This window comes from Flavobacterium cellulosilyticum, assembly GCF_004349355.1.
Lineage (GTDB): Bacteria > Bacteroidota > Bacteroidia > Flavobacteriales > Flavobacteriaceae > Flavobacterium > Flavobacterium cellulosilyticum.
This window is the reverse complement of the sequence record NZ_SMFK01000002.1, coordinates 137,490-159,218: the sequence shown is the minus strand read 5'-3', so window position 1 is coordinate 159,218 and position 21,729 is coordinate 137,490. Positions and strand designations below refer to the sequence as shown.

At 33.3% G+C, this 21,729-nt stretch carries 23 protein-coding genes; 21 read left to right on the top strand and 2 right to left on the bottom strand.

Annotation, left to right across the window (positions count from 1 at the left end; genetic code table 11):
• The first annotated feature begins 26 nt into the window (after positions 1-26).
• The 21 genes from E0F76_RS04685 to E0F76_RS04585 all read left to right on the top strand — a co-directional run bounded on the left by E0F76_RS04685 (position 27) and on the right by E0F76_RS04585 (position 19,194).
• A complete protein-coding gene (locus E0F76_RS04685; RefSeq protein WP_132002075.1) occupies positions 27-794 on the top strand; it encodes a DUF4382 domain-containing protein in 768 nt (255 codons plus the stop codon).
• Positions 795-1,033: 239 nt separating this feature from the next.
• Positions 1,034-1,267, top strand: coding sequence for a hypothetical protein (locus E0F76_RS04680; RefSeq protein WP_132002072.1), 234 nt, complete (start codon positions 1,034-1,036; stop codon positions 1,265-1,267).
• Between the two features lie 33 nt (positions 1,268-1,300).
• Positions 1,301-1,519 (top strand): hypothetical protein, encoded by a 219-nt coding sequence (locus E0F76_RS04675; RefSeq protein ID WP_132002069.1) that lies wholly within the window; start codon positions 1,301-1,303, stop codon positions 1,517-1,519.
• A gap of 537 nt (positions 1,520-2,056) precedes the next feature.
• Positions 2,057-2,242 (top strand): CsbD family protein, encoded by a 186-nt coding sequence (locus tag E0F76_RS04670; protein ID WP_132002066.1) that lies wholly within the window; start codon positions 2,057-2,059, stop codon positions 2,240-2,242.
• A gap of 12 nt (positions 2,243-2,254) precedes the next feature.
• Complete coding sequence (locus E0F76_RS04665) at positions 2,255-2,716, top strand: sll1863 family stress response protein (protein ID WP_132002063.1); 462 nt, start codon at positions 2,255-2,257, stop codon at positions 2,714-2,716.
• Between the two features lie 18 nt (positions 2,717-2,734).
• Positions 2,735-2,887 carry a lmo0937 family membrane protein gene (locus E0F76_RS04660; protein WP_132002060.1) on the top strand — a complete coding sequence of 51 codons (153 nt, stop codon included), beginning with the start codon at positions 2,735-2,737 and terminating at the stop codon, positions 2,885-2,887.
• 29 nt (positions 2,888-2,916) lie between these two features.
• Complete coding sequence (locus E0F76_RS04655) at positions 2,917-3,195, top strand: YtxH domain-containing protein (protein ID WP_132002057.1); 279 nt, start codon at positions 2,917-2,919, stop codon at positions 3,193-3,195.
• A gap of 226 nt (positions 3,196-3,421) precedes the next feature.
• A complete protein-coding gene (locus E0F76_RS04650; RefSeq protein ID WP_220398897.1) occupies positions 3,422-4,345 on the top strand; it encodes a phytochrome family protein in 924 nt (307 codons plus the stop codon).
• 329 nt (positions 4,346-4,674) lie between these two features.
• Positions 4,675-6,162, top strand: coding sequence for an Ig-like domain-containing protein (locus E0F76_RS04645; RefSeq protein ID WP_132002054.1), 1,488 nt, complete (start codon positions 4,675-4,677; stop codon positions 6,160-6,162).
• Positions 6,163-6,245: 83 nt separating this feature from the next.
• A complete protein-coding gene (locus tag E0F76_RS04640) occupies positions 6,246-8,270 on the top strand; it encodes an OmpA family protein (RefSeq protein WP_132002051.1) in 2,025 nt (674 codons plus the stop codon).
• Between the two features lie 195 nt (positions 8,271-8,465).
• Positions 8,466-8,777: a hypothetical protein gene (locus tag E0F76_RS04635; protein ID WP_132002048.1), complete on the top strand. Its 312-nt coding sequence runs from the start codon at positions 8,466-8,468 to the stop codon at positions 8,775-8,777.
• A gap of 83 nt (positions 8,778-8,860) precedes the next feature.
• Entirely contained in the window at positions 8,861-9,340 is a 480-nt protein-coding gene (locus tag E0F76_RS04630; protein ID WP_132002045.1) for a hypothetical protein, read from the top strand.
• 246 nt (positions 9,341-9,586) lie between these two features.
• On the top strand, positions 9,587-10,195 hold the full coding sequence (udk, locus tag E0F76_RS04625; protein ID WP_132002042.1) for a uridine kinase: 609 nt from the start codon (positions 9,587-9,589) through the stop codon (positions 10,193-10,195).
• 208 nt (positions 10,196-10,403) lie between these two features.
• Positions 10,404-10,736, top strand: coding sequence for an FtsB family cell division protein (locus E0F76_RS04620; protein WP_132002039.1), 333 nt, complete (start codon positions 10,404-10,406; stop codon positions 10,734-10,736).
• A 188-nt stretch (positions 10,737-10,924) separates the two neighbouring features.
• Positions 10,925-12,208 (top strand): T9SS type A sorting domain-containing protein, encoded by a 1,284-nt coding sequence (locus E0F76_RS04615; protein WP_132002036.1) that lies wholly within the window; start codon positions 10,925-10,927, stop codon positions 12,206-12,208.
• A 14-nt stretch (positions 12,209-12,222) separates the two neighbouring features.
• On the top strand, positions 12,223-13,590 hold the full coding sequence (locus E0F76_RS04610; protein ID WP_132003124.1) for a methylmalonyl-CoA mutase subunit beta: 1,368 nt from the start codon (positions 12,223-12,225) through the stop codon (positions 13,588-13,590).
• Between the two features lie 14 nt (positions 13,591-13,604).
• Complete coding sequence (locus E0F76_RS04605) at positions 13,605-14,060, top strand: hypothetical protein (protein WP_132002033.1); 456 nt, start codon at positions 13,605-13,607, stop codon at positions 14,058-14,060.
• Between the two features lie 124 nt (positions 14,061-14,184).
• Positions 14,185-14,418, top strand: a complete 234-nt coding sequence (locus E0F76_RS04600) for a hypothetical protein (RefSeq protein ID WP_132002030.1) — start codon at positions 14,185-14,187, stop codon at positions 14,416-14,418.
• Between the two features lie 289 nt (positions 14,419-14,707).
• Positions 14,708-16,870, top strand: coding sequence for a methylmalonyl-CoA mutase (gene scpA, locus E0F76_RS04595; protein ID WP_132002027.1), 2,163 nt, complete (start codon positions 14,708-14,710; stop codon positions 16,868-16,870).
• A 117-nt stretch (positions 16,871-16,987) separates the two neighbouring features.
• Positions 16,988-18,115, top strand: a complete 1,128-nt coding sequence (locus E0F76_RS04590) for a methionine aminotransferase (RefSeq protein WP_132002024.1) — start codon at positions 16,988-16,990, stop codon at positions 18,113-18,115.
• Positions 18,116-18,312: 197 nt separating this feature from the next.
• On the top strand, positions 18,313-19,194 hold the full coding sequence (locus E0F76_RS04585; protein WP_165932636.1) for an SDR family oxidoreductase: 882 nt from the start codon (positions 18,313-18,315) through the stop codon (positions 19,192-19,194).
• A gap of 201 nt (positions 19,195-19,395) precedes the next feature.
• On the opposite strand, the gene E0F76_RS04580 is transcribed toward E0F76_RS04585, so the two are convergent.
• Together E0F76_RS04580 and E0F76_RS04575 are read right to left on the bottom strand one after the other, a co-directional pair.
• Positions 19,396-20,742 (bottom strand): O-antigen ligase family protein, encoded by a 1,347-nt coding sequence (locus E0F76_RS04580; protein WP_132002021.1) that lies wholly within the window; start codon positions 20,740-20,742, stop codon positions 19,396-19,398.
• Between the two features lie 68 nt (positions 20,743-20,810).
• Positions 20,811-21,542, bottom strand: coding sequence for a class I SAM-dependent methyltransferase (locus E0F76_RS04575; protein ID WP_132002018.1), 732 nt, complete (start codon positions 21,540-21,542; stop codon positions 20,811-20,813).
• Between the last annotated feature and the right edge of the window lie 187 nt (positions 21,543-21,729).

The window sequence follows — 21,729 nt, the reverse complement described above, 5'->3', positions numbered from 1 at the left end:
GAATTTGCAACGCTAAATAAATTAAAATGAAAAAAATAAAATTAATTTTGTCGATTTTTATGGTTGGATTAATTATGAATTCATGCAGTAGTAATGATAGTGCAAATTCAACATACCCTGTTGCCATAAAAATGACAGATGCCCCAGGTCCATATAGTGCAGTATTCGTTGACTTACAAGGCGTAGAAGTTACTGGAAGCGGCGGAGCGACAGTTGCATTAAATGTAAAAAAAGGTATTTATAACTTACTGGATCTTACTAATGGGGTAAGTACAATAATTGCTACTGATACTCTAGAAATGGCAACAGTAGAGCAGATAAGACTTATACTTGGATCTAACAACTCCGTAATAGTTAATAACATGAGCTATCCTTTGAGTACACCGAGCGCAGATCAAACTGGTTTAAAACTTCAGGTACACGAAACATTACAACAAGGTATTTTATATTCTATACTTCTTGATTTTGATGCTAACAAGTCGATTATACAATTAGGAAATGGAGGCTATAAATTGAAACCAGTTATCAGAACCATTCAAACTGCTATCAGCGGCTCTATAAAAGGAAAAATTTCACCAGTTGGATTGGCGGTTGTTAGTGTTGTGAATGTTGTTAATCCTACCCTTTCATTTTCAACAAATGTGAATGCAGAAGGAGGTTTTACGGTTATGGGAGTTACTCCAGGTACTTATGAAGTGACCATTACTCCTGTATCTCCTTTGCTTCCTGTTGTAAAAACTAACATTGTAGTTAGTGCGGGAATTACCACAGATATAGGAACGACAATTTTATAAAGAATTTAAAAAAGCATTTTTCAAAAACATCTCTAAATCTTAAAAAGTAGAGGTGTTTTTTTTTTTGTATCGACATTAAAGTGTTTTTTTTAAACTACATTATAACAATAATTACTGTTCATTCTAAAACATGTGAATATTATAACTTATGATAAAAGTTATGTAACACATTCATTCTTAAAACACGCCACCTTTGTATAGTCGAGATAACACTTTCTCTATAGAAACAAAACAATAAAATGAAAGCAGCCAATAACGGAACCATAGGAGACACCTCTCTTGATACTTTAAATAAAAATAAAGATCGAATTGCCAGTAGAACCAGTAATTCAAAATGCCACAAAGAAGTTGCTATGTCTTATCATGAAGCTTCTACTCGATTAGAACAAGAATATTATAATAAAGCGAGTGGATGTTCCGTGAAAGCCCAGGAGGACAATTTATTTGACTATAAATTTGGAATCAAATATTAGACATCATTTTAGTAACTTTTTAATAAATTTATAATGAAAACTGAAAAAGAAATCAATGAGGCTATATTTAAAATTACTTTGAAAATAAAGGAACAATTTCCTGAATTATCAAAATATATCGAAGAAATGCCCATCACAGTTCCCATTAATGAAGATCCCCAAATAAATAGTAAGACATTATTAGAGTATTATAATTCATTGAACATCATGTTAAAAGATTATAGTGAAAATAACAATATAAAACCAAAATAGAAAAACATTCGGCTCCTTTGAGATGCATTAATAAAAAGAAACAACAATAAAATTTGTATTTCTTGGAAACGCAAACATGTTCATTATAGCTCTTTGTTTGGAGAATTTAAAGTTATAAACATCTTTTTTGCCATAAGTTGAGAACCTGAAATTATTAAATAATGTTTTAACTCTTTGTTTTAAGTTTGATTATCATTCTAAAAATATAAAAGTATTAAACTTTATAAACCTTTCAAGGTGTAGCGATCAAAATAAAACTATACTTTTTTGTAATTTCAGTAGAATTAACGGCATTATAAATAACAGTACTAAATAAAGAAAATGCCTAAAGATAAGTATTAGTGAGAGAATCAATAAAAACAATTGACTTTCCCGATTCTAAATATTCAAGCATGAAATCTTCCTTTTTTGCCCCATAAAAAAGTGATAAACAGTAAATATTACAAATTATTCAAAAAGTTATGTAATACTTTCCACCCCAAAAGAGACCAACTTTGTAAAGTTATGAAACAACATTCACTATTAATATAATAGAAAATGAAAACCACACAATTATCTGGAAACTGGGAAGAGCAAAAGAGCAAATTGAAACAAAAATTTGCGGCTTTAACAGACGGTGACTTTTTATTTATAAAAGGCAAAAAAGAGGAAATGATTGCGAGACTCCAAAAAAAATTGGGTAAAACCAGAGAGGAATTATTAAAAATAATTCAAGCATTATAAATCTGAATAAACATGAAAAAAACAAGAAAAATGAATAAAATATTTTTTTCTATAGGCTTCTTAACGTTTATGGTTGGATTACTTCTGGTAGGCTGCAAACCGGAAACCAAAGAAGAAAAAGAGGCAAATGAAAATGTATTAGAGGCAAATGACACTTTAACTTTAGCCAAAAAAAATGATAATACAAAAGAATGGCAAGCTTTTAAAATTAGTACAGATTCGATAATCAATGAGAATGAAATTCGAATCACTGAATTAAAAACAAAAATGAAAAATACTGGCAAATCTATTGACGCAAAGTATGAAAAAAATATTGATCTCCTGGAGCAAAAAAACAGCGATCTCAAAGTCAAAATAGAAAAGTATAAAAAACAAACAAATTCAGATTGGCAATCCTTTAAACGCGAATTCAATCACGATATTAACGAAATAGGGAAAGCATTAAAAGACTTAACAATTGATAATAAAAAATAACTTAAAAAAACAGAAATCATGAGCAATCTACTTTACACCGTGGCAGTCATTCTAATCATTTTTTGGGCCATCGGATTCTTCGCTTACAGCGCAGGATCAATCATTCACATTCTTCTTGTTATAGCAATAATTGCTATTTTATTTAGACTTATTCAAGGAAGACGATTATAAATTAAACAATTAAAATAAAAATAAAGATTATGAGTTCAACTAAAGTAATATTAGGACTATTGGGCGGTGTTGCCGCTGGAGCATTATTGGGAGTTTTGTTTGCGCCTGCTGAAGGTAAAAAAACAAGAAAAAAAATTATAAATAAAGCAAACGATAGTGCAGACGTTTTGAAAGATAAATATGAATCCATTGTGGAAGCAATGAATAATAAATACGAAGACATGTTGCATAAAGAAGAAAAATTAATTTCGAATGGAGAAGCAAAACTAAATTCCTTAAAAAAAGAATTTAAAAACTTAGACCTTTAAAATCTTTGTAAAAAAACTAAATATCTCTTTTGGTTTAAAATAGATTTCTGATACGTTAATTGTTGAAGCTAAAAACACTAAGTAAAACAGTTATATTGTAAGAGAAATCTATTTTTTCTATACGAATATCCCTATTTTAATTATTACATCCGCTTTTCCTAACTAAGTTGAGTCGTAAAAAAACTCTTTGGATTATATTTTACTAATAAATCAATAGCACGATAAAATGAAAGAGATAATCGAAACTGATATATTAAAAGAATCCATCGCTTTGATGGAAAACAAGCTTGCTAGTAAATTAGTATTAACTGACAAAAAATTAGCGAGTAAAAATGCGGAAATAGAAAAAAGTGCTAATGAGTCAATCTCTGCATACAATGAACTTCACTTTCAATATAAAGAAAGAAGTGATCTTGCTACCGAGTTAATCCTAGCAAATAAAGAACTAGCCTTTCAATATGAAGAAAAAGCAAAACGTGCAGCCGAATTAGTTATTGCTAACGTTGAGCTTATGTTTCAGAGCAATGAGAAAGAAAAAAGAGCTTCGGAGTTGGTCATTGCAAATAATGAACTCAATTTTCAGAATAGAGAGAAAGAAAAAAGGGCATCAGAGTTAGTCATTGCAAAAAATGAACTAGACTTTCAGAACGAGCAGAAAGAAAAAAGAGCGTCAGAGTTAATAATTGCTAACAATGAACTTATCTTTCAGAATAAAGAGAAAGAAAAAAGGGCTGTGGAATTAATTATAGCCAATAGGGAACTGGCTTTTCAAAAACTGGAAAAAAACATTAGAGAAGCGGAGCTCGCTATTGCCAACAAAAAATTAATTTTTAAAACTCAGGAGAGAGAAATTAGAACTGCTGAATTAAACATTGCCAATAGAGACCTTAAAATTGCAGAAGACAAACAAAAAAGATATATAATTGGACTAGAGGAGATGATGTTCATCACTTCGCATAAAGTAAGACAACCTATTGCTAATATTTTAGGTTTTTCACAAGTGCTGGATCAATCCATAAATTCTCCAGATGATATTAAACGATGTGTAGCACACATAAAAGAATCAGCTATTATACTTGATACATTAACAAGGGAATTGAATGCTTACATTTGCAAATTAGGGCAAAGAGACGATTTCAAAGAGGAATAGAAACTTTTATAATTACGTCTTTTGAAACTATATTTAGTTAAAAAAAAAAATCGAGATTTAAAAATCTCGATTTTTTTTTTAACTTTTTTTAACAAAAAACCTATTTCTACTATAAACATTCCCTATGTAGGTAAATATTGAAAACAACTTTTTTAATTAACTTATATAAAAACAAATAAATATAATTCATATTAACATTCATTTTACTTCAAAAATAAGTGAATTATACAAATCTTCGATTGAATTGTGTAATTAAAAAGGTCTGCAACTGATCAACCTTTGTAATGTTAAATATTAACATATTATTATTAATAAACCCCAAATAAAAAATGAAAACAAAACAATTACTTTCGACAATCGCAATGCTATTTATGGTATTGATTTCGGGCTGTGCTAATGATGATTTCAATGAAATCGTTGGCGTATGTCCAGTTGTAACAACAACAAATCCGATAAATGGTGCCATTGGAGTACCATTGAACCAGATAATTACTGCTACCTTCAATGAAGCGATGAATCCGGCAACTATCCAGACATCATTTACTGTAACTGGTGGATCAGCTGTTTCTGGAGTAATATCCTATTCAGGAAATACGGCTACCTTTACTCCAAATGGAGTTCTATCTCCTAACACTATTTACACCGCTAAGATTACAACATCGGCCAAAGATGTAGATGGTAATGCTTTGCAAACGGATTATGTTTGGACATTTACTACTGGAATTTTACCATTTGTACAATCAACTGATCCTGTTAATAATGCTATTAATGTTCCTCTTAATAAAATTATTAGTGCAACCTTTAACATGCCGATGAATCCATTGACTATAAACGGACTCACATACACTGTAAAAGAAGGTGCTTCTATAGTTGGAATTGGAGGATTAATTTCAAATTCAAATGCTGGAAAAACGTTTTCTTTTACGCCAACTCTTCCTTTAATAGCGAATAAAGTATACACAGTTACAATTACAACTGGAGCCAGAAATGTTTCTGGTACCGCGATGGCTAATGATTATGTATGGAAATTTACAACTTTCAATCTAGTAAATAGCAATCCACCACCTGTGGTTACAACAACCGGTTTGGGATTTGGAGTATTTGGTGGAAATGCCGGAATAACGAATCAAGGATTACTTACTGTAGTGAATGGATCGATTGGTACCACCGCAGCTTCGACTTTGGTAACAGGCTTTTTAGATGGTACAAGTGGTGATGGTTATACAATAACGCCATTGAATAATGGACTTGTAACCAATGGAATATATACTGATGCACCTGCACCTGGAAATGCTAACAAAGCAGCAACTGCATTAGCTGGTTTGAATGCAGCCAGAGCACTTTACCTTAGTATTTCTCCTGCTCAAATGCCAAATTTAGGAGTAGCTCCTTTTGTCAATCCTGGAGCAGGTGAACTAGGTGGATTATCGTTAGCTCCTGGTGTTTATACAGCCTCAAGCTCTTTTAAAATAACTAACGGAAATCTTACATTAAATGCTCAAGGTGATCCTAATGCAAAATGGTACTTTCAAGCACCTTCTACATTAACAGTAGGTGATTCAGCTCCAAGTAGTGTTGTCTTTTTAAACGGAGTAGGTAATCCTAACAATGTTTATTGGTATGTGGGTACTGCAGCTGTCATTAACTACGCCGGTGGTGGAGTAATGGTCGGAAACATTATCGCTAATTCTGGAGTGACTTTATCTTCTCCAGCTAATAGTACTAATCCATTGTTAACAGTTCTAAATGGTAGAGCAATATCACTGGTAGCATCTGTTACGATGGTGAATACGATTGTTAATGTACCTACTAATTAATGATTTAAAATCAAAAAAAATACATCCCGTCTCCGGGCTGGATGTATTCAAAAAAATAAATAAAAACATAAAACATAAATAAAATGAAAACAAAAACTAATTGTAAAGAGGTTTTGTATGTATCAATAGCCCCTAATAACCTACTCAAAAGCATTCTAATAATTGCTATAGCCTGGCTAAGTATTCAAACACCTATTCAAGCCCAAGAGCTAAATTATACAAAACCATCATGGTGGTTTGGTGTGGCTGGTGGCGCCAATTTTAATTTCTATCAAGGTTCAACACACCAGTTGAACGCTGATTTTACTCCACCTGTTACTTTTCATGACGGAAAAGGAGTTGGTCTTTTTATTGCACCTCTTATGGAATTTCACCGACCGGATTCACGATGGGGCTTTATGTTGCAAGCTGGATACGATAACCGTAAAGCAAAGTTTGACCAAGTAATTTCTCCTTGTGACTGTCCTGCAGATTTAAAAACTAATATCAGTTACATTACGGTAGAACCAAGTTTGCGTTTGGCTCCGTTTAAATCAAACTTTTATTTATACGGTGGTCCACGTTTGGCTTTCAATATGGATAAATCTTTTACTTATCAATTAGGAATTAATCCTGCTTTCCCTAATCAGACACCAAGTCCTGAAGTAAAAGGAGATTTAAGTGATATCAAAAAAACTATTATTTCAATGCAAATAGGAATGGGATACGATATTCCATTGTCCTCACAAAATAATAAAACACAGTTCGTTCTTTCTCCTTTTGTCTCTTTTCAACCTTACTTTGGACAGAATCCACGATCTACAGAAACACTTAACATAACTACTCTAAGAGCAGGTTTAGCATTAAAATTTGGCCAAGGTCATTTAATTCCTATGCCAGTGGAAGAAGTAAAAGCGAAAGATGCAGAAGTTCAATTTTCGGTTAACGCTCCCGCTAATACTCCAACTCAAAGAAATGTAAAAGAAGTTTTCCCTTTGCGTAACTATGTTTACTTCAATACTAGTTCAACCCAAATACCAGATCGTTACGTAACTCTTAGTAAAGAAGAAGTAAAATCTTTCAGGGAAGACCAATTGGTAATGGTAACTCCAATAGACCAATCAGGTCGTTCAAAAAGACAAATGAATGTGTATTATAATGTGATCAACATCCTAGGTGATCGTATGATCAATAATCCTTCAACAACGATTACCTTAGTAGGATCCTCAGAAAAAGGACCAAAAGAGGGTAAGGAAATGGCTGAGTCAGTTAAATTTTACTTAGTAAACACATTTGGAATTAGTGCTTCAAGAATTAAAACCAAAGGACAATCTAAACCAAATATCCCATCAGTACAACCAGGCGGAACACTTGAACTGGATCTACTTCGCGAAGGAGACAGGAGAGTTTCTATTGAAAGTAATTCACCAGTTCTTTTAGCTGAATTCCAAAGTGGCCCAAGTAAATCTAATACTACAGAAACTGTAGTTCCACAAGAGGCTCCGATTGAAAGTTATGTGGTTTTTGATGTAAAAGGTGCAGAAGAAGCATTCTCTGTATGGACAATTCAACTTATGGATGAAAATGGAAAAATTCAATCCTTTGGACCGTATACTCAAGAAAGTGTGAGTTTATCTAGCAAATCTATTTTAGGAGATCGACCAGAAGGTGATTTTAAAATTACATTGACTGGTCAAAGTAAAAGTGGTACTGCAATAACCAAAGAAACTACATCACATATCGTGCTTTGGGCTCCAGCCACAATAATAGATGGAATACGATACAGTATAATTTATGAATTCAATGAATCAAAAGCGATATCTATTTATGAAAAATACCTAAATGAAGTTGTAGCCCCTAAAATTCCAATTGGTGGAACGGTTATTATTCAGGGTCATGCTGATATTATTGGAGATGATGCATACAATTTAAAATTATCTCAAGCTCGTGCAGACGATGTGAAAAACACACTAGAAAGTGCCTTGGCAAAATCGGGTAGAACTGATGTTAAATTTAAAGTTAATGGTTATGGTGAAGATGTAAATCATTCTCCTTTTAATAATAAATTTCCTGAAGAACGTGATTATAACCGTACTGTTATTATTGACATTTTCAACGCAGCTAAATAAAAAGACATAATTATCAATTAAAACCTTTGTTTTAATTACAAAAGGACAGGAACTTTAATTCCCTGTCCTTTTTTTTTGGGCAAAATTCCTGCTTTCAGAATATGTGAATTATGTAAATTGTTCTAATAAATGTATAACATATTACAGCTAATTACAGTCCACCTTTACATGATAAATAATTTAAAAAAAATCAATATGAAAAAATCAACTTTTTATTTAATGATGATCGTGTTGTCATTAAGTATGTTCCCGAACACAAGTATTGCTTCCGAAAAAAACACTGTTGCAATCGAAAACAAGGTAATGCCTCTAGAAGTCAAAGTGATGTTAAATCGATTAGAGGAAATAAAAGCAATGGATAAATCTGAAATGAAATATTCTGAAAAAAGAGAACTCCGCAAAGAAGTTCGTTCCATTAATACAGCTTTAAGATCTTCTAATGGAGGAGTATATTTATCTGTAGGTGCTATTATTATAATTATCCTTTTATTGATTATTCTTTTATAGGTCTTAGTTTAAAAAAATGGCATAATTGTTGGATTGAGCAAAATGTTGGATTAATTAGAAAGAATGAAAAAATTAAAAAAAAAATGAAAAAATTAAAAATGATTGCCATTGGAGTAATGATGTTATTTGCATCGAATTCAATAACTGCTCAAGTTTCAGTAAATGTAAATTTAGGTTTACAACCTTCATGGGGACCAGTAGGATACACCTCTGTCGATTATTATTACCTACCGGATATTGAAGCGTATTATGACATACAAGCTACTCAATTTATTTATTTTAGTGGAGGAAATTGGGTTCGAACTAGAAATTTGCCAAGACAGTATCGAAATTACGATTTAAATCACGGTTACAAAGTAGTTTTAAATGACTATCATGGTTCAAGACCCTACTCAAATTACAAATACGATAAAGTAAAATATTACAAAGGATACAAAGGAGCACCGCAAAGATCTATCGGTCATAGAGAATCCAACCATAAAGACTACGACAACCATGGGAACAATGGGAACAATGGGAATCATGGAAATAAAGGGAAAGGAAACGGAAAAGGGAAACATTAGTATCTAGCTATTACAGAAAAAAGTAATTTCTTTTCAGACAACCCATTAAAAAATATCGAGAAAATATCTCGATATTTTTTTTTATATAAAAACAAAAAAAAATTAATCCAATAATTTAATTTACTAATCAAAAGCCAGTTTAGGAGGCAAACCAAAAACTATTTTACTTTGTAATTTAGATTAATTCCTAAATCTAAAAAGATAAATCCCTATTTTTGTTCCAATAGAAACAAAACACACATTTTCATGCTAATCATAGGAATTGCAGGCGGAACAGGTTCAGGAAAAACAACCGTTGTTCATCAGATTATGAACGAATTACCACATACTGAAGTGGGGGTTATTTCACAAGATTCGTATTATAAAGAATCAAATAACCCAAGCTATGAAGAACGTTCCAAAACCAATTTTGATCATCCTAGAGCGATTGATTTCGAATTATTAGCATCCCAACTCAAAGAACTTAAAGCAGGAAATACCATCAACCAACCCGTATATTCCTTTGCAACACACAATAGAACAGATGATATCGTAGTGACACATCCTAGAAAAGTAATGATTGTCGAAGGCATTCTAATCCTGTCCAATCCTGAACTTCGGGACTTATTCGACATCAAAATATTTGTACACGCCGATTCTGATGAGCGATTAATCAGACGTTTAAAAAGAGATATTGCAGAACGTGGTCGCGACATGGACGAAGTACTAAACCGCTACCAAAACACGCTAAAGCCCATGCACCAGCAATTTATCGAATCTACAAAAGCATTTGCCGACATCATTATTCCAAATGACAAATTCAACACCGTAGCCATCGATGTAGTCCGAGCAGTAATAAACCAAAGGATTTTATAATTTTTTTGTAACTTTATTGCAAAATTCAAAAGTACAAATAGTGTCATCCTTTGTGCAATCTAAGGAAGGAGCTATTTCCCGCTATCCGTTGCAACAAAGTTCACTGAACTCAAAAAGACTAAAAACATTGTGAAGTAATCTTTCGTGCCGAACGCCGGCACAAAAGGATTTCCACTCCTATCGGGGCTAAAAAAACACAGAATTTCAAATGAAAAACTCACATAAGGACAAACCTTGGTTCAAATTTATAAGCAACAAATACATTTGGGTATTGTTGTTTTTTTCAACTTGGATGATTTTCTTGGATAACTATTCCTATTTCGACCATCGATTTTTAAATGACCAAATCAATGAACTCGAAGACAACAAAGCGTATTATCAAGAAGAAATTTTGAAGGATCAAAAAAGCATAAAACAACTCAAAAATCCCGAAGAAATAGAGAAATATGCTCGAGAAAAGTACTATATGAAAAAAGATAGTGAAGATATTTACATCATCGAATTCGAAGGTGACACCATCGAAAAAAACGAAAAAAAATAAATACTTGAATAAACTGTAATCAAAATTTATTTGATGACATCCAAAAAGCGACAAATTGAATGGCAACTTTTTTTTCATAATTAAAGGGGTTTCAAGAATGTAAAACAGAATATTACATCCAACGAAGTCAATGTGAATTTCAATTGGTCTATCTTAGCCATAATAAATAGTAATCTAAAATTGTTAAAATGAAAAATCATAAATACATTGGATTACAAAATAACATTAAAAACATAAAATTCAACCTATTCTCTTATCAACATAAAACTTCAAAAAACATTCTAATTTTAATATTTTTATTACTTTTCAAAATTGTCACCATAGCTCAAGTAGCTGGGTGTAATGATCCATTAGCATTAAATTATAATGCAAATGCAACCGAAAATAACGGTAGCTGTTCGTATAATTCTACAACTATCACAGTTAAATCCTCAACTGCGTTAGATGCTTCAATAAAGGAGACCTCAGGTTTGTTAGAATGGAATGGCTATCTCTATACCCACAATGATGGCGTAGATACTAACTTATACAAACTAGATAAAAATACTGGAGCTATTCTAAAAAGCATACCATTACCAAGTATTCAGAATATGGATTGGGAAGAAATCTCTCAAGATGACTCTTATATTTACATTGGTGATTTTGGAAATAATTATAGTGGAAACCGAACGGATTTAAAAATTTATAAGATTCTTAAAAGCACATTAGAAAGTTCCCCTCAAATAGAAATTATAAATTTTAGTTATTCAAACCAAACTGACTTTAGCACTAAAACTAATAATAAGACAGATTTTGACTGTGAAGCGTTTGTTGTTACTAAGAACGAAATTCTGCTTTTTACAAAACAATGGCTTAGTGAAAAAACGAGTGTATATAGTCTTCCTAAAAACGCTGGAACTTATGTAGCCAATTTACAAACTACCCTAGATGTGTCTGGACTTATTACAGGAGCTACATTAAAAGAAAATTTAAGACTAATTACACTTTGTGGCTATAGCAATCCAGTACAACCCTTTGTGTTTTTAATTTATGATTACAAAGACAATAGTTTTTCTACTGCCAATAAAAGAAAAATAAACATCTCACTACCCTACCATCAAATCGAAGCCATTTCAACAAATAATGGATTAGATTATAATGTAACTAATGAATCATTAAGTATTTTTACTCAAAAACTACATCAATTCTCTTTAGAACAGTATTTAGGCAATTATTTAAAATCCTTATCTTTAAGAAATGCTTCAACAAAAAACAACATACCGATACTATTTCCAAATCCAGCAGGAAGTGAAATTCATATTGGAAATATAGATTTAATTAATACTGATTTTGAAATTGTAAGTTTAAATGGAGAAATAGTTCAAAAAGGAAAACTTAAAGGTACTACTATTATTATTTCAGATTTAGAAAAAGGGGTTTATCTAATAAAGTTTATTGATCAATTTCAAGTGTATAAAATCATAAAAAAATAAAATAGCTCTTTATGATAAAATCATCTCTCTTCAGCGAATTTGAATCCGTTTCAGCAAAACAATGGAAACAGCGTATTCAGTACGAACTCAATGGTGCTGATTACAATGAAACCTTACTTTGGGAATCTCCAGAAGGCATTAAGGTAAAACCATTTTATACTTCGGATGATTTAGAAAGTGGTTTTGACAGTAATACAAAAGCTTCCCAATTCAAAATAGTCCAGAACATTTTTGTTCACGATCTCGAAAAATCAAATAAAAGAGCCATAGACAGCATCAATCGTGGTGCCGAAAGCATTCGATTTACTATCGATAACGAAACTATTGATATCCAAAAGTTATTAGTAAACATCCCAATAGAAAAAATAGCGATTTACTTTAATTTGACCTTCCTTTCCATCGATTTTATTAAAAAATTAGATCAAATTGCACAGAAAGAAAAGGCTCTGTTTTTCTGTAACCTAGATCCTATTGGACAATTAGCAAAAGAAGGAAACTGGTTCTCAACCAAAGAAAAAAATAATTTTGAGTCCCTTAATTTAATTTCTAATACCGCAAAAAAGGTTTCTTATATTGGGATCAATTTGGGTTTATATCAAAATGCTGGCGCCAATATGGTGCAACAAATTGCCTATAGTTTGGGACAACTCAATGAATATTTTAACCGATTAGATTCTATAAATCAACCCATTGTTTTCGAAGTTTCGGTGGGAACAAACTACTTTTTCGAAATCGCAAAACTTCGTGCCTTGCGTTTGCTTTTCAATCTAATTGCAAAAGAATATGATCATACTCTGGATTGCCATATTCTGGTTTCAACTACAAAACGAAACAAAACAATTTATGATTACAACGTTAACATGCTGCGCACCACAACCGAATGTATGAGTGCTATCCTTGGTGGCGCCGATGCCATAGCCAATTTACCATATGACGCCTTATTTCACAAGGACAATGAATTTGGCGACCGTATTGCTCGAAACCAGTTGTTGATTCTCAAACATGAAAGTTATCTTGATAAAGTCAATAATCCAGCTGACGGAAGTTATTATATCGAAACACTAACACAACAATTGTCTGAAAAAGCACTCGCTTTATTCAAAGACATTGAAGCCAAAGGTGGATTCCTCAAACAACTTAACGAAGGAATCATCAAACGAAAAATTCAGGAAAGTGCAGACAAGGAACAGGCTTTATTCGATTCAGGAAAAGAAATTCTATTGGGAACTAACAAATATCCCAATAAAAAAGACAAGATAAAATCCAATTTAGAATTATTTCCATTTCTAAAAACAAAACCCAGAAAAACCTTGATTACACCCATTATCGAAAAAAGACTTTCCGAAAAAAGAGAACAAGAACGCATCAAGGAAGAAAATTAAACCGAATCATAATAATGAAAAACGTACTATACATTTTATTATTCCTTTGTTCTTACAGTGTTTTTTCACAACAAAAAGCAATTGAAGTTACAAACATCATAACTGGAAAAATAACAGTTTACGAAATAAACCAACGCATCAAAATAAGAACCTTAGACGGAAAAAAAAGCATAGGAAAACTTAACTTTTCGGATAATGAAACTATACTGATCAACAAAAAATCCATAAAATTTGACAGCATACAAAGTATTCAAAAACAACCAAAAATCTTTGGCACTCTTAAAACTATAGTTTTAGCTGCAGGTTTATCTTTGGTTGGAACGTCATTAGTAGCTGCTTCAAATGGGAAAGAATCCGCTTTTTTATTCTTTACCATAGGCTCAAGCATATCTATTAGTTCGGGATTATTAGAAAGAATCAACGCAAGCAATACCAATAGAAAATGTGTTTTTAAAATTATTGAAAAGTAATTTGGAAAGGCTAAAAGAACTAGATATAACAGCTTAAAATACTACTATTTACAATTTAAACAGCAAAATTAAAGAGAAGATATTTAAACAATAGTATTATATTTACTTTTCAAATTAAATAATTATGGAAGCAATAAGACAAATCGTTAAAGTAAAAAATCATAAAATAAAAATTACACTTCCTAATAATTTTAATGCAGATGAAGTTGATGTTACTATTTTATCATCTTCAAAGAATTGTGAGATTTCACAATGGCAAAATGAACAAGTAAGAGAACGAACTGAAAAATATTTAAAAAATCCTGAAAGTGCAACTGACATAGACGATTTTTTAAAAGGAATAGACAATGAATTATAAAATTGTCATTGTTGAAGAGGCCAAAAATGATTTAAGAGAATCCCTTATGTGCTATAAACATGTGGATCCAAAATTAGCCAAAAGATTTTAACTTTCATTTAAAAAAAGTCTGGCGATTATTAAGAAAAACCCTTTTCACTTTCAATTAAGATATGATGATGTTACAATAATAATATTAACTACATTTCCTTATTTAATTCATTTTAGAGTAGATAAAAACAGCATTGTAATCAAAGCTATTTATCATTCTTCAAGAAAAAGTAATTTAAATGTATTATAAAAACCAACTTTGAGAAAAAATCTCCAACATATCAAATTAGTTAGTCTTAAGCCAACCCAAGGCGAAGCTAAAATCGATGGTCAAAAGGAAGGAACCTACAACACACAACTCATAACCCACAATTTCCTAACCGCTGAAGGCATAGAACTCAAAAAATCCTATTCTGAACTGGATATTGAAAACCTTGAACATCTGGATTTTGGAGCTGGATTTGTACCCAATTTACGAGGACCTTACACTACAATGTACGTACGTCGTCCGTGGACAATTCGGCAATATGCGGGGTTTTCGACTGCTGAAGAAAGCAACGCCTTTTACCTACGCAACTTGGCCGCGGGACAAAAAGGCTTGTCCATAGCTTTTGATTTACCTACCCACCGAGGTTTTGATTCCGATCACGAGCGCGTAGTGGGTGATGTCGGAAAAGCGGGTGTTGCCATCGATTCTGTTGAAGATATGAAGATGTTATTTGACCAAATTCCTTTGGATGAGATGTCGGTTTCCATGACTATGAATGGTGCCGTTTTACCCATAATGGCTTTTTATATAGTTGCTGCAGAGGAACAAGGTGTGAAGCCTGAACAACTTTCGGGAACGATTCAAAATGACATTCTCAAAGAATTTATGGTTCGGAATACCTACATCTATCCACCAGCACAATCCATGAAAATTGTTGCCGATATATTTGAATATACGAGCAAAAAAATGCCAAAATTCAATTCCATTTCCATTTCAGGATACCACATGCAGGAAGCTGGAGCAACAGCCGATATTGAATTGGCTTACACCCTGGCCGATGGTTTAGAATACATCAAAACTGGATTAGCAACAGGAATGAATATCGATGATTTTGCGCCACGGATTTCCTTTTTCTGGGCCATTGGAATGAATCATTTTATGGAAATCGCCAAAATGAGAGCGGGCAGAATGCTATGGGCAAAATTGGTAAAACAGTTCAATCCAAAGGACGAAAAATCAATGTCTTTAAGAACCCATTGCCAAACAAGTGGTTGGAGTTTGACTATGCAAGACCCATTCAATAATGTAGCTAGAACCTGTATTGAAGCCGCTGCAGCAGTATTTGGAGGAACACAATCTTTACATACCAATGCCTTGGATGAAGCTATTGCTTTACCAACAAATTTTTCAGCAAGAATAGCCAGAAATACACAAATATACCTTCAAGAGGAAACCAAAATCACCAAAACTGTTGATCCATGGGCGGGTAGCTATTATGTAGAAAGTTTGACCAATGAAATTGCACAAAAAGCTTGGAAACTTATTGAAGAAATCGAAGAACTGGGCGGAATGACCAAAGCCATCGAATCTGGCATTCCCAAATTACGAATAGAAGAAGCTGCTGCTAGAAAACAAGCACGAATAGACAGTGGCCAGGACAGTATTATTGGCGTCAACAAATACCGATTGGAAAAAGAAGACCCTTTGCAAATTCTGAATGTCGATAACCAAATGGTGCGCCAACAACAAATGGAGCAATTAGCGCATATTAAATCAAACAGAAATAAAGAAAAAGTTCTATTTTCACTTGATAAATTAACCCTTTGTGCTCAAACTGGAGAAGGTAACTTGCTGGAATTTGCCGTTGATGCAGCCCGTAATCGGGCTACCCTTGGAGAAATCAGTACGGCCTTAGAAATTGTTTATGGAAGATATAAAGCACAAATTAAATCCTTTAGCGGTGTGTATAGCAAAGAAATAAAAGACGACGAAAGCTTTGAGAAAGCAAGACAACTAGCCGACCAATTCGCTAAAACAGAAGGACGTCGCCCCAGAATTATGATTGCCAAAATGGGACAAGACGGACATGACCGAGGTGCTAAAGTAGTAGCCACAGCTTATGCCGATCTTGGATTTGATGTAGATATAGGTCCCCTTTTCCAAACCCCAGCAGAAGCTGCTAAACAAGCCATTGAAAATGATGTCCATATTCTAGGGGTGTCCTCTCTTGCGGCGGGTCATAAAACCCTGGTGCCACAAGTTATAGCTGAACTCAAGAAATACGGTCGTGAAGACATTATGGTCATTGTGGGAGGTGTGATTCCTGCTCAAGATTATCCCTTTTTATTTGATGCAGGTGCGGTGGCTGTTTTTGGTCCCGGAACCAAAATTAGTGAAGCGGCAATTAGCATTTTAGAGATATTGTTAAATTAAAAATCCCCATCAAACCTCTTTTAAAAAAAGAGGTTGGTTTGATAAAAGGGAATTATATTTGGCAATTTTGAAAATGGATTTACAACCCTATTTACAAATTTAAACCCTATTTTGAATATGTCCAAACTTCCAAATACAAGCACTTCCATATTTACAATCATGTCCAAAATGGCGACCGAATACAACGCTATTAATCTTTCGCAAGGTTTTCCTAACTTTCCAGTGGATCAAAGATTGACGAAAATCATTGCAAGTTTGGCAAAAAAAAACGTTCACCAATACCTTCCCATGTCGGGTTATCCTCCGCTATTACAAAAGATAGGATCACTAGTTTTGAAATCCTATCAGAGAACCGTCCAGCCCGAAAATGAAATTTTGATAACAGCTGGTGCAACCCAAGCCATTTTTACCACAATTATGGCAATGGTTAAAACAAATAATGAAGTAATTATTCTCGATCCGAGTTATGATTGTTATGAAGCACCCATTTTACTGTGCAATGCAATAGCTGTTCGGGTAGATTTGAATGACGATTACACGCCCAATTGGAATCGAATTGAGAAAGCCTTTTCTTCAAAAACCAAAATGATTATCATCAACAATCCCCACAATCCTACAGGGAAAATATGGACTAATACCGATTTTGAATCATTAGAAAAACTCTTTGAAAAATACCTTGATGTTATTTTGTTATCAGATGAAGTTTATGAATTCATCACTTTTGAACAACACCATATAGCAGTTCATACACGTAAAAAATTACGCCATCGCAGCGTTGTCGCATCCTCTTTTGGGAAATCATTTCATATAACAGGTTGGAAAGTGGGTTATCTCGTGGCACCGGAATACTTGATGCTGGAAATTAAAAAAGTCCACCAATTTCTGGTTTTTAGCGTCAATAGTATTTGCCAAGTAGCTATTAGCGAATACCTGGATTTGGTTTCAGTTAATCAACTTGGAGCATTCTATCAGGAAAAACGGGACTACTTTAGAAAATTGCTCGAAAATAGCCGATTCAAATTATTGCCTTGCGAAGGAACGTATTTCCAAGTGGCTTCTTATGCCTCAATTTCTGATGAAAATGACGTTGATTTTTGCAAACGATTGGTGTTGGAATACGGAGTGGCAGCCATACCTATATCATCCTTTTATGCCAATGGAAAAGATATTAAATGCATTCGATTTTGTTTTGCAAAAGACAACAAAACGCTTGAAGAAGCCGCTAAAAGATTGTGCATGGTTTGATAGTTGTCTTGTGACAAAAAGCTACAAAATAGCAGAAGAGCTAAAACAAGCACATGAAAATAGTTTCCAATCTGTTTAATCCGAAGTAAAAAACAAATAGCAGTCCAGCATGTAAACTGCTTATGTGTTTTCTTGTTTTACTATGCGTGCATAATAACTATTTTTCCTTATATTTACATCTCTAAAAAAATAAAATTATGGATTTCTCAGCAAAAATGCTTCGTGATGATGCTCTAATTGACAAAGTAATTGTAGTAACTGGTGGCGGTAGTGGCTTAGGTAAAGCCATGACGCGCTATTTTATGGAATTGGGTGCAAAGGTGGCTATTAGCTCTAGAAATTTGGAGAAATTGCAAAATACAGTTAAAGAACTCGAATCCGAAACGGGTGGAACTTGTCTGGCAGTACAATGTGATGTTCGGCATTATGACCAAGTTGAAAATATGCTTCAAGAGGTTATAAAAGCTTACGGCAGAGTAGATGTTTTACTTAACAATGCCGCAGGGAATTTCATCTCTCCAACCGAAAGATTATCGGCCAATGCTTTTGATACCGTTCTGGATATTGTTCTTAAAGGGTCTAAGAATTGCACGTTGGCTCTTGGAAAACACTGGATTGAAACCAAACAAAAAAGTGCAACCGTTTTAAATATCGTTACGACCTATGCTTTCACAGGTTCTGCCTATGTAGTGCCAAGTGCTGCAGCAAAAGCGGGAGTTTTAGCCATGACTAGAAGTCTAGCTGTGGAATGGGCAAAATACGGGATTCGTACCAATGCTATTGCACCGGGCCCCTTCCCAACTCAAGGTGCTTGGGATCGCTTATTACCTGGGGATCTCGCCGAAAAATTTGATATGTCCAAAAAAGTACCATTGAAACGCGTTGGAAATCACCAAGAATTAGCCAATTTGGCTGCCTATTTGGTTTCTGATTTCTCCGCTTACATAAATGGAGAAGTAATCGTAATTGACGGAGGAGAATGGCTCAAAGGTGCCGGTGAATTTAATATTTTAGAAGCTATTCCAGAAGAACTTTGGGATCAGTTAGAAATGATGATTAAGGCAAAAAAGAGGGGGTAATTGGTTAACTGGTTAATTGAATGTAACATTCAAAATACGATTAAAGAGTTAACCTTTCCGCTTTCCAACTAACCCATAACCTTTTAACCCATAACCAATTAACCTTTTCTCTAACCAATTAACCTTTTACTAACAAGTCAACTCCTAACCAGTTAACCCCTAACCAATTAACCTTTTACTAACCAGTTAACCACTAACCAATTAACCTTTTTCTAACCCCTTCCCCTTCTTCTCAAAATAAACATTAAGAAGCGATAAGGAATAGACAAATGCAGGTGCGGCAGTTCGCATGGCTGCATGGTTGATCGTAAAAAACCAGAAAGCAACAAAACACAGCAGGAACATATTGAATTTGTTGTCCAGATACAAAAACAAGGGAGTAAAAAACAGGATCAGTAAACCAAAAATACCCAAGGTGCCATGCTCAGCAAGCATACGGGTAATTTCATCATGAGATAAGGTGCCATTTCCCGTATCAGCAAGGCGTATTTCGACCGCTTTACCCACTCCCACTCCAAAAATGGGGTTATTTAAGAATGAATCAATTTCATTGAGTGCCACTTCTTCTCTTCCTGTAAATTTTGATTCTTTAGTTCTTCCTTTGGCATCCTGATTGGCATAACGCTTGTCAATTAGTCCACCCGTTTGAAAAGAAATATAGGTCCATGTCAACATCAAAGCAGTAGCAATCAACACAATTACATAATTCAATTTCACTCTACCAGTATAATTGGATTTATAATAAAGAAAAAACATCAACAAAATAATCATCAAAAAACCAGTTATCATCCCACCCCGCGAAAAAGTCACTAAACCACGATAGCTCATATTAATGGCTATTAGGAAATTGATAGCAAGCATAAATTTTGTCCTAGACTCCAAAATGGCCCTAGAGAAAAAAATAAACATTCCTAAACCCAAAAAAGTGGACACCTGGTTCGGACCAAATCCGCCTGAAGTTGTTCCAGTAGATTGGGTACTAGTAATCACATCCCGAATGTTGGGTGTGTAAAAAATTAAATACACCATACATGTCACAATAGGTAACCCTATACTGAGCAAAATAGAATTCATTTGATCTAATGGAATTTTTCGCCTAAAAGTATACAAAGAGGCTATCCCTAAACAGACAGGACCTGAGATATTGAAGGCAATGGAATTCCTTATATTAGTATCGAAATTGAGGACAAAGGTAGAGAGAACTACACTAGGCACAAGGAGGAGTAGAAAAATCCAATAAGGTGTCGCTCCTTTAGAGAAACCACTAAAGTACATTCCCAAGAAAACAAAAATAATCACCCCGTATTTGGAAATTTCATACAAAGGGTTTCCATTTGTCATCCTAAGAAAAACCTCGCTCCCAACAACATAAGCAGCAACAATCAAGGCTTCGTTGTTTTTGTTTTGTTTTTTTACAACGTAATAGATTCCAAATATTAAAATGGCATAGCCATATATTTTAGACATAAAAGGAAACAAATATACCAAAAAACCAATCCCGGCATGGAAGAGAATTAAATAGAGATAGTCAAAGTCTTCTTTTTTCATTTAATAATTATTATAATACCCAATTGTTAAGTTGGTTTGTAATCGGTACTTTTGAATGTTATTTCAATTCACTTTTTTTTTGCGATGCAAAAGGTACTAACCCCAAAAGGGAAATTCACAAACTTAAGCAGCCAGTTTTCAAGCAAAAGTAACTTCAATAAAATAATATTGGTCATTGCACCATCAATGATATGTCCTTCTTTCTTTTTGTTTCCCGATAAAACGGCATCAATTTTTCTGAAAATATAAAGCGGAATAAACAAAAAGAAATTCCAATAACTGGATTTCAAAATAGTCAGTTTCTCTTTTTGCAATATAACCTTTAATTCTGTACTGGTATATCTTCTAAAATGCATGTTTACCTCGTCATGTGAACTCCATAAAGATTGAAAAGCAGGAACAAACACATAAATAACTCCTCCTATTTGCAATAAATCGCACCAGTTCTTAATTGCCTTTGTATCATCTTGCAAATGTTCCAAACAATCTGAAGCCACAATGATATCAAATTTTTCAGTTAAAGTAATATTTTGAGCATCCATGACAAAGACATTTTGTAAACCATTATTTTTACAATTTTCTATTGCTTTTTCACTAATATCAATTCCATAAAGCTGCTCCATTTTGAAACCAATACTTGCTAGTTCTTTTAAAAAAATACCAGAGGAACATCCAATATCTAGTATTATGCTATCTTTTGGTACATTTTTAAGGGCATCAAGTAAAAACTTTCGTCGGGAAACAAACCACCAATTATCCCTTTCCACTTCGTGGTATTTTTTTTCGTACTCTATTTCCATCCCTCTTATTATATATACCGTCTTAAACCGTTTTGATGTAATTATTAAAAACATCGATTTGATTTATTTTAAACAAATTAAATCCTTTTGTTACAAATGAGTTAATAAATTACTTATATACTCTTCACTTTCAATCCAAAATTTCACAATCACTAAATAAAAAGATTTATTCTTATCAAATATTTAT

Excerpts from the sequence above, each read along its gene's own strand:
- E0F76_RS04685 (WP_132002075.1), top strand. The coding sequence starts at position 27 with ATGAAAAAAATAAAATTAATTTTGTCGATTTTTATGGTTGGATTAATT.
- E0F76_RS04680 (WP_132002072.1), top strand. The coding sequence starts at position 1,034 with ATGAAAGCAGCCAATAACGGAACCATAGGAGACACCTCTCTTGATACT.
- E0F76_RS04675 (WP_132002069.1), top strand. The coding sequence starts at position 1,301 with ATGAAAACTGAAAAAGAAATCAATGAGGCTATATTTAAAATTACTTTG.
- E0F76_RS04670 (WP_132002066.1), top strand. The coding sequence starts at position 2,057 with ATGAAAACCACACAATTATCTGGAAACTGGGAAGAGCAAAAGAGCAAA.
- E0F76_RS04665 (WP_132002063.1), top strand. The coding sequence starts at position 2,255 with ATGAAAAAAACAAGAAAAATGAATAAAATATTTTTTTCTATAGGCTTC.
- E0F76_RS04660 (WP_132002060.1), top strand. The coding sequence starts at position 2,735 with ATGAGCAATCTACTTTACACCGTGGCAGTCATTCTAATCATTTTTTGG.
- E0F76_RS04655 (WP_132002057.1), top strand. The coding sequence starts at position 2,917 with ATGAGTTCAACTAAAGTAATATTAGGACTATTGGGCGGTGTTGCCGCT.
- E0F76_RS04650 (WP_220398897.1), top strand. The coding sequence starts at position 3,422 with ATGAAAGAGATAATCGAAACTGATATATTAAAAGAATCCATCGCTTTG.
- E0F76_RS04645 (WP_132002054.1), top strand. The coding sequence starts at position 4,675 with ATGAAAACAAAACAATTACTTTCGACAATCGCAATGCTATTTATGGTA.
- E0F76_RS04640 (WP_132002051.1), top strand. The coding sequence starts at position 6,246 with ATGAAAACAAAAACTAATTGTAAAGAGGTTTTGTATGTATCAATAGCC.
- E0F76_RS04635 (WP_132002048.1), top strand. The coding sequence starts at position 8,466 with ATGAAAAAATCAACTTTTTATTTAATGATGATCGTGTTGTCATTAAGT.
- E0F76_RS04630 (WP_132002045.1), top strand. The coding sequence starts at position 8,861 with ATGAAAAAATTAAAAATGATTGCCATTGGAGTAATGATGTTATTTGCA.
- udk (WP_132002042.1), top strand. The coding sequence starts at position 9,587 with ATGCTAATCATAGGAATTGCAGGCGGAACAGGTTCAGGAAAAACAACC.
- E0F76_RS04620 (WP_132002039.1), top strand. The coding sequence starts at position 10,404 with ATGAAAAACTCACATAAGGACAAACCTTGGTTCAAATTTATAAGCAAC.
- E0F76_RS04615 (WP_132002036.1), top strand. The coding sequence starts at position 10,925 with ATGAAAAATCATAAATACATTGGATTACAAAATAACATTAAAAACATA.
- E0F76_RS04605 (WP_132002033.1), top strand. The coding sequence starts at position 13,605 with ATGAAAAACGTACTATACATTTTATTATTCCTTTGTTCTTACAGTGTT.
- E0F76_RS04600 (WP_132002030.1), top strand. The coding sequence starts at position 14,185 with ATGGAAGCAATAAGACAAATCGTTAAAGTAAAAAATCATAAAATAAAA.
- E0F76_RS04590 (WP_132002024.1), top strand. The coding sequence starts at position 16,988 with ATGTCCAAACTTCCAAATACAAGCACTTCCATATTTACAATCATGTCC.
- E0F76_RS04585 (WP_165932636.1), top strand. The coding sequence starts at position 18,313 with ATGGATTTCTCAGCAAAAATGCTTCGTGATGATGCTCTAATTGACAAA.
- E0F76_RS04580 (WP_132002021.1), bottom strand. The coding sequence starts at position 20,742 with ATGAAAAAAGAAGACTTTGACTATCTCTATTTAATTCTCTTCCATGCC.
- E0F76_RS04575 (WP_132002018.1), bottom strand. The coding sequence starts at position 21,542 with ATGGAAATAGAGTACGAAAAAAAATACCACGAAGTGGAAAGGGATAAT.